The organism is Gloeocapsa sp. DLM2.Bin57 (assembly GCA_007693955.1).
Taxonomy (GTDB): Bacteria; Cyanobacteriota; Cyanobacteriia; order Cyanobacteriales; family Gloeocapsaceae; genus Gloeocapsa.
The window spans coordinates 25,534-32,368 of the sequence record RECR01000051.1; the positions used below are offsets into that span (position 1 = coordinate 25,534).

The window sequence follows — 6,835 nt, forward strand, 5'->3', positions numbered from 1 at the left end:
TTATTTTTGTTTAGAATAGACAGCGACGGTTAAACCTGTTATGTTCACTTCAAGGTTATTAATGCTGTCGGGAAGGGTTGAACCTGGACCTAAATAAGCTTTTATTGACGAATCTAACTGTTTTTGCCAGTTTCCTGGGGGAAGTTGCGGAATTTTTACCCCTTGTTGATTAAAGTTTAGCAAGATTAGTACAGATTCTGTGTCTTGATTCCGCGTGAAATAAAACCAGCGTTCCTGTTCGTCATACTCTACTTTAACACTATCTCTAGCGTAGTTACGCAAGGGTGTCAACTTTTTCCGCAATTCTAGGAGTTTTTGGTAAAATTTGAGTAAAACAGCGTGATTTCCTGTTTCTCTAAGTTTCCAATTCAAACGCGATCGCTGCAAAGTTTCTACACTAGCGGGATCTGGAGGCTCTCCCAACCATTTAAATGAGGCGAATTCTCGTTTACGTCCTGCTTGTACGGCTTTAACTAGGTCGGGATCACCGTGACTGATAAAGTAGTAAAATGGGGCTGTTTCGCCGTATTCTTCCCCCATAAATAACATGGGTATTCCAGGACCTGTAAGGGTTAAAGCGGCGGCTAATTTAAGACCATCAAAGGAAATTAAGCTACTAAGACGATCGCCTAACATTCTATTTCCTACTTGGTCATGATTTTGACTATAGATTAAAAATTGACTAAAAGGGCGATCGCCTATTTTATTGCCGTGATACCGTTGACGATAGGGGGAATAATCCCAAGTATAAGTAAAACTCTCGGTGAAAGCCTTAGCTAAATCTGCACATTTGCCATAATCTTGATAATAGCCTTGGTTTTCTCCTGTCAAGAGAGTATGAATACAGTGGTGAACATCATCACACCATTGCGCTGCTAAACCGTATCCTCCTTGAGTGGTTGGGTTAATGATCCTCGCGTCGTTTAAGTCACTTTCAGCGATTAAATAGACTGGTTTTCCTGTTTCCTTGGTAAATTCGTTTACTCGCTCTTGCATTTCGGCTAAGATATGTTTAGCGCCAAAATCGTAGATAGCGTGAATCGCGTCTAAGCGCAAACCATCTAGATGATATTCTTTGAACCAGTACAAGACGTTTTCAATGAAGAAATTACGCACCCCATAACTATAAGCGTCGTCAAAGTTGAGAGCTTTACCCCAAGGGGTGTTATATCTATCGGTAAAATAGGGGGCGAAATCTTGAGTATAGTTTCCTTCAGGTCCTAAATGATTATAAACTACATCGAGAATGACAGCTATTCCCTGTTGGTGACAAGCGTCTATTAATTGTTTGAATCCTTCTACTCCTCCATAGGAATGTTGCACAGCGAAGGGATACACTCCATCGTAACCCCAATTTCTACTCCCAGGAAACTGAGCTACAGGCATAATTTCTAGACAGTTAATCCCTAATGCTTTTAACTCCTCTAAATGGGGGATAATCCCTGTAAATGTACCCTCAGCACTAAATGCCCCTACATGTAATTCATAGATAATTAACTCTTCTAGGGGGAGATTTTGCCAACTGCTATCGTTCCACTCAAAAGCTGTATGATCGATAACCTGGGATGGTCCGTGTACATCAAGAGGTTGACTATGGGATACGGGATCTGGTCTAGTTTTTTCGCCACCATTTAGCTGATACTGGTACAAAGTTCCTGGGGGTATCTCTGTAGCAGTAATTCGCCAGTAGCCTAACTCGTCTTGTGTCAGTGGTATGACCCGTTCTGAATCTCCCAGGATTTTAACTTCTATTTGTTTAAGGTTTGGGGCCCAAACGGTAAATTCACAATGGTTATTCTTGAGATAATTTGCTCCAATTCGCATTTAAATTACTAAATAAACAACTTTCCCCCCAGAAGCGGGGGGTTAATTAACTAGGAAGCTAAAGCAACTTCTAGCATTTCTTGTAATTCTCCACTTTGGTAGAGTTCTATCATGATATCTGAGCCACCAATAAACTCACCGTTAACATAAACTTGGGGAATGGTGGGCCAATTGGAATACTCTTTGATTCCTTCACGAATGTCGTAGTTTTCTAAGATATCTACGGTTTCATAGGGTACACCTAGACTATTGAGGATTTGTACCACATTATTAGAAAAACCGCACTGGGGCATTAATTTAGACCCCTTCATAAAGACCATGATTTTATTATTTTTAACCAAGGCTTCTATTTTTTGCTGCAACTCTGGTGTCATATGCTCTCTTGACTTTGCTGTTATTTTCTTTGTTTATTAGTTTACAGTGTTTCTTCCATTCCTTTCCAGGCTTCGGGAGTATATGTTTTTAAGGCTAAAGCGTGAATAGCTTCTGAAGACAAAGCTTCTTGTAAAGCACCATACACTAATTGATGTTGTTTTACTCTAGTTTGACCTGCAAAACTCGCTGAGATAACTGTTGCTTCGAGATGATCTCCACCTCCTGTTAAATCTCTGACCATGACTTGTGCGTCTGGTAATTTAGCTTGAATCATCGTTTGAACTTGTTTAAGGTCAACCATATATACTCTCTTGTGAACAATATTATCTATTTTTACTGATTTGAAGTGGAAAAGGGTGTATCTACGAAACCAATTTCATAAAGTTGCTGATAGGATTTTTTGCCTAATTCGCTGGTAGGATTTTGAGACCTAATTACCTGTATTAGTAATGGTACGGCTAATTCGGGTTGATTTTGTGCTCTATGTACCAAAGCTAATTGATAGGTTGCTTCGTCTCTCATTTGTCCTGTTTGAGCTGCATTGTTTCTTTGTCCTTCAGCGATGCGATTATCAATACCTGCAAAACTACTATTTAATTGTAAATAAAAGTTGGTCAATTGGTTAAATACTTGACGAGCTTGTTGTAACTTAATAGTAGCTAAATTATAATCTTCGGCGTTAATCGCTTCGTTAGCTTCTAACATTAGTCTTTGACCACCTTCCATACTCAAGACGCTATCTGCTTGGGTTAGAGGTCTGGTATTACCTGGATTAGTCAGATCTTCTCCTTCTAATTCTACTTCTGTTTCAGGTGCAGTTGGTGTCTCTTGACTGTACACGGGTAAAACCTGTACTAAACTTAATGATATCATTATTGCTAATAAACTCTGACCAAGGCTATTTCTGCTGATTTTTGTTTTCTTTATAGTTAAAATCATTTAAGGATTATTCTAAACTTTATGCCTAATCAAGACTTAATTTTCAATATCTTAGCACTTAGGGTGAACAGCTTTATCTCTTTAGTCAATTCTGAAGAGGGATGGTTGATTAGTTTAATCGTAGTCTTATTAGCGGGAATATCCCTAGGTTTGGGACAGGGAATCATTCTTTTTGTCAGTCGGGTTAAACCTTGGCGCTTTGTTTTTAGTATCTTAGTCAACGCGATTTTATTTACTTTTGGCTTTTTATTCCTGGTTTTTAGCGTTTGGCTTAATTGTCAAATCCCCTGGTGGTCATTATCTATCCCCTTTGCTAGTTTAGTACAGGTATTGGGTGTAAGTTATGCTCCCCAATTGTTTAGTTTTACCGGTGCTTTACCTTATCTAGGTGTACCGATTCTGTCGTTGTTATCGGTATGGCGACTGTTAGCTATGGTTGTGGGTTTTAGTGCTGTAGCAGGAGTTGATCTAGCTGAATCTTTTCGTTATGTAATTATCGGTTGGCTAATTTTACAACTGTTAGAAAATACCCTAGGTAAACCCATTACTAGCTTTGGGAGAAAAGTCTCTAATCATGTGGCTGGTACAGAATTACCCAGAAATAGAAAACAAGTCAAACGAGCCATTCGTAACGAAATAGACTCTATAGTTAACTCAGATCAGCACAACTCAGACCTATCTTTAAATCAAGCTAGAATCAATAATTCTCATCAACAGCTAAAAGTAATTAAACAACAAGATACCAGACTAGATGCAAAAATCCTAAGTTTATTAGGTATGTTGCTGTTGTTAATAGTAATTACACTAGCTTTAAGTCCTTTATATCGAGGGTTTTTAGCTTGGCAAGATAATTTACCTGACTTATTCAAACTAATATTTGACCTGGGTTGGATTGGTTTAATTGCTACGGTATTCGCGGGATTTTTAGCACCTTTAGAAACCCTGGGTTGGTGGGCTGGTTGGTATGGAGATGATTTAGAAGTACAAGCTCAAACTGAAGAGATAACCGAAGAGAATAACTATGATGGCTATGTTATCTATTTAGATGGTATTGGTCAATCGGGATCTCAATATACTCCTGATGTAGAAAACTTTTTAGAAGAATTAAAAACAGCTATTCCGAGAAATTATAAACTGATCAAGGGTTTAATGATGTATTCAGTACTCAATAAACCCCTAGATGAAGATCGCCCTTTAGCTTTTTTCTGGAAAATAGTAGATAACATGCGTATCGCTAATCCTCAAGCTATTTTGGGGATAATTTTAAACCTACGCAATGTGTTTATTGTAGCTGTTTCTGCCGACCAACGCTATGGACCAATTTATAATCTTGGTATAGCGCAAACATTATATAACGGGTTAGTTAAAGAAGGATATCAAAGGGGGACACCAATTACTCTGATTGGTTATAGTGGGGGAGGTCAAATGTCTGTAGCGGTTGCTCCCTATCTGAAAAAGGCTATGAGTGCTCCTGTAGATGTGATTTCCCTTGGGGGTGTAATGAGTGCTAACAACAACTTGTTGGATTTAGAACAGTTATATCATCTGGTGGGTGATAAAGATTCTGTAGAAAGAATTGGACCTGTGATGTTTCCTGGTCGTTGGCGCATTTTTCCCTTATCTTATTGGAATCGTGCTAAACGTAGAGGTAATATCAGTATTCTATCTCTAGGACCTGTGGGACATCAAGTACCTGGGGGAATGATGGATGATCAAGCTTATTTAGAAGATGGAAGAAGTTATTTAACACAAACGATTGAGATTATTATTAAGATTCTGGAAGGGGTAGCTTTACCTGGAGAAAATTTACCCATTCGTACTGTCAGTAATTATGAACGCTATCAACAAGCTAGTTGGATACAACCTGATAGTTATCCACTGATTCAACAAGTAGATACTAATCTTTATCATCCTGTGGGAGATTGGGTAGGTCGTTTGATCTTACCAAGTTTATCAGAACGTAAACAGGTTCAGGGTGCTTGGTTTGAGATCTATTCTGCTCCTAGTGAATATCAGCATTTAATCGGTACAAGGGTAAAGTTACGGGAAAGTGATGACCCTTTTATACAAACATGGGTTAAAACTGTGACTAGAGATGTCCATTTTAGCGGTGAGGCTGAATATACGGCTAAATATGGCGGTTTAATTCATCCTCTCCGTCTCAATCATTGGCTTAGGGTTAATCCCATTGAATCTTTAGCTGGATCTCGTCCTTATGATGACGTCGTGGTTACTATCTCTGCTGATGATCTAGAAGTCAGGGGGGATTGTTTATATATTTCCCAAGAATTGATTCAAGTTACGGGACGTTTTTACGCTTTGGTGCGTTTTTTAGCTCCTTTGGGGGATAATCTCTGGAAAGTACAACATTTTGACCCTAATTCTCGCAGTTTTACAGGCTCTGTAGAAGTGGTGAGTCTTCCTGAAGTTATTCCCGATGGTAATGATTGTTATCCCTCTACTAGTAAAGGGTTAGAAAAGTCTCCTCTTAATGAGCAGGGATGGTATATCTATGGGAGCAAAAATGCTCAAAATGTCTTTGTGGTGATGTCTTTCATTCCTCGGGTTTTGCTAAAACTTGAACCACAGTCTCTGATTAATGATGTTAAACAGGGTTATCGTTTTATTCGAGAACAATCTTGGCAAAATGAGATCGCACCTAAAGGTAAAATTGGCTCGGTTTTGATTAGTGGTGAGGGACAAAATTGGCAAGAAGGCGATCGCGCTTTGGTGATTCACGTCTATGGGGGAATTGGTGGTAATAAACGTGAACCAGCTGCTGCTACACCAATATTTTTTGGTCATTTTGCTTATGGTTTAGCCACGGTAATCAAAGAACCTCTCACGGGTGAGTTACGCTTTGATATAGTTTATGATCAGGTCTATACTCACAATACTGATGGTTTAATTGCGGGTCAATTACACTGGTCTAGATATATGGGCGATCGCCAGTTTGGTTGGATGGGAACTCGTCCTGTTTGTGATTTGTTGATTAAGTTTGAACCCTTTACTGGTTACTATAATCTAGATGGACAGTTGGTGTCTCCTTTAGACTATATGTTACTGCAATTAAACGTGATGACGGCTCGTTATCGCATCGGAGATGGTACGGGAGGAACTTATGTAGGACCTGCTAATAATTGTGCTCAAGACTCTAATCAGGCTTTATTTGCTAGTATTGAGTATATTTATCGCCTTATGGGCCAAAATCCTGAGATTGAAAAGGCTTTAATCCGCGATAATCCCCAACAAGCTTTCGCTTTAACACAATTACAAGAACTTAAAAAAGACTTAAAAAATATCCTCGAGCCTTTCGGAAGACCTCGATCTGACTGGGAAAATAATCAGTTTAATCTCGGAAGTACTCTGGAAGATAGACCTCTAGCTAATCTCTGGTATGGTTTGAGAAGTTGGCGTACGATGTTTCCCCGTTATGCTAGTGATAGTATCGTCCGTGTCTTCTTAAAATATGGTGCTCAAGTGTGGGTATTGCGCACTAATCAGATTGGTGGTAATGACCCCGATATTGAGGCGATCGCTCCGATTACTTTTTAATATAGTAGGTTTTAGGTGTTATTATTCCTAGACAACATACTCCCCGTCTCCCCGTCTCCCCACACTCCCCCTTTAGCTTAACCGCGAGAAGCCTCAAGCTTTATTTTCTCAAATAAGCGTGAGATGAATCGCGTCCTTATTT

At 39.2% G+C, this 6,835-nt stretch carries 5 protein-coding genes; 1 reads left to right on the forward strand and 4 read right to left on the reverse strand.

Annotated features, from left to right (window positions below; translation table 11 throughout):
- The 4 genes from treZ to EA365_04660 are packed head-to-tail and all read right to left on the reverse strand — an operon-like array spanning window position 1 to window position 3,138.
- A complete protein-coding gene (treZ, locus tag EA365_04645) occupies window positions 1–1,824 on the reverse strand; it encodes a malto-oligosyltrehalose trehalohydrolase (GenBank protein TVQ46812.1) in 1,824 nt (607 codons plus the stop codon).
- Between the two features lie 50 nt (window positions 1,825–1,874).
- Window positions 1,875–2,198, reverse strand: coding sequence for a Grx4 family monothiol glutaredoxin (gene grxD, locus EA365_04650; GenBank protein ID TVQ46813.1), 324 nt, complete (start codon window positions 2,196–2,198; stop codon window positions 1,875–1,877).
- Between the two features lie 41 nt (window positions 2,199–2,239).
- The gene (locus EA365_04655; protein ID TVQ46814.1) at window positions 2,240–2,500 is read right to left on the reverse strand and encodes a BolA family transcriptional regulator; all 261 of its coding nucleotides are present in this window, start codon (window positions 2,498–2,500) and stop codon (window positions 2,240–2,242) included.
- 32 nt (window positions 2,501–2,532) lie between these two features.
- Window positions 2,533–3,138 (reverse strand): hypothetical protein, encoded by a 606-nt coding sequence (locus EA365_04660; GenBank protein TVQ46815.1) that lies wholly within the window; start codon window positions 3,136–3,138, stop codon window positions 2,533–2,535.
- A 21-nt stretch (window positions 3,139–3,159) separates the two neighbouring features.
- Between EA365_04660 and EA365_04665 the strand changes: the two genes are divergently transcribed.
- Window positions 3,160–6,693 (forward strand): CAAX protease, encoded by a 3,534-nt coding sequence (locus EA365_04665; protein TVQ46816.1) that lies wholly within the window; start codon window positions 3,160–3,162, stop codon window positions 6,691–6,693.
- Window positions 6,694–6,835: the final 142 nt, after the last annotated feature.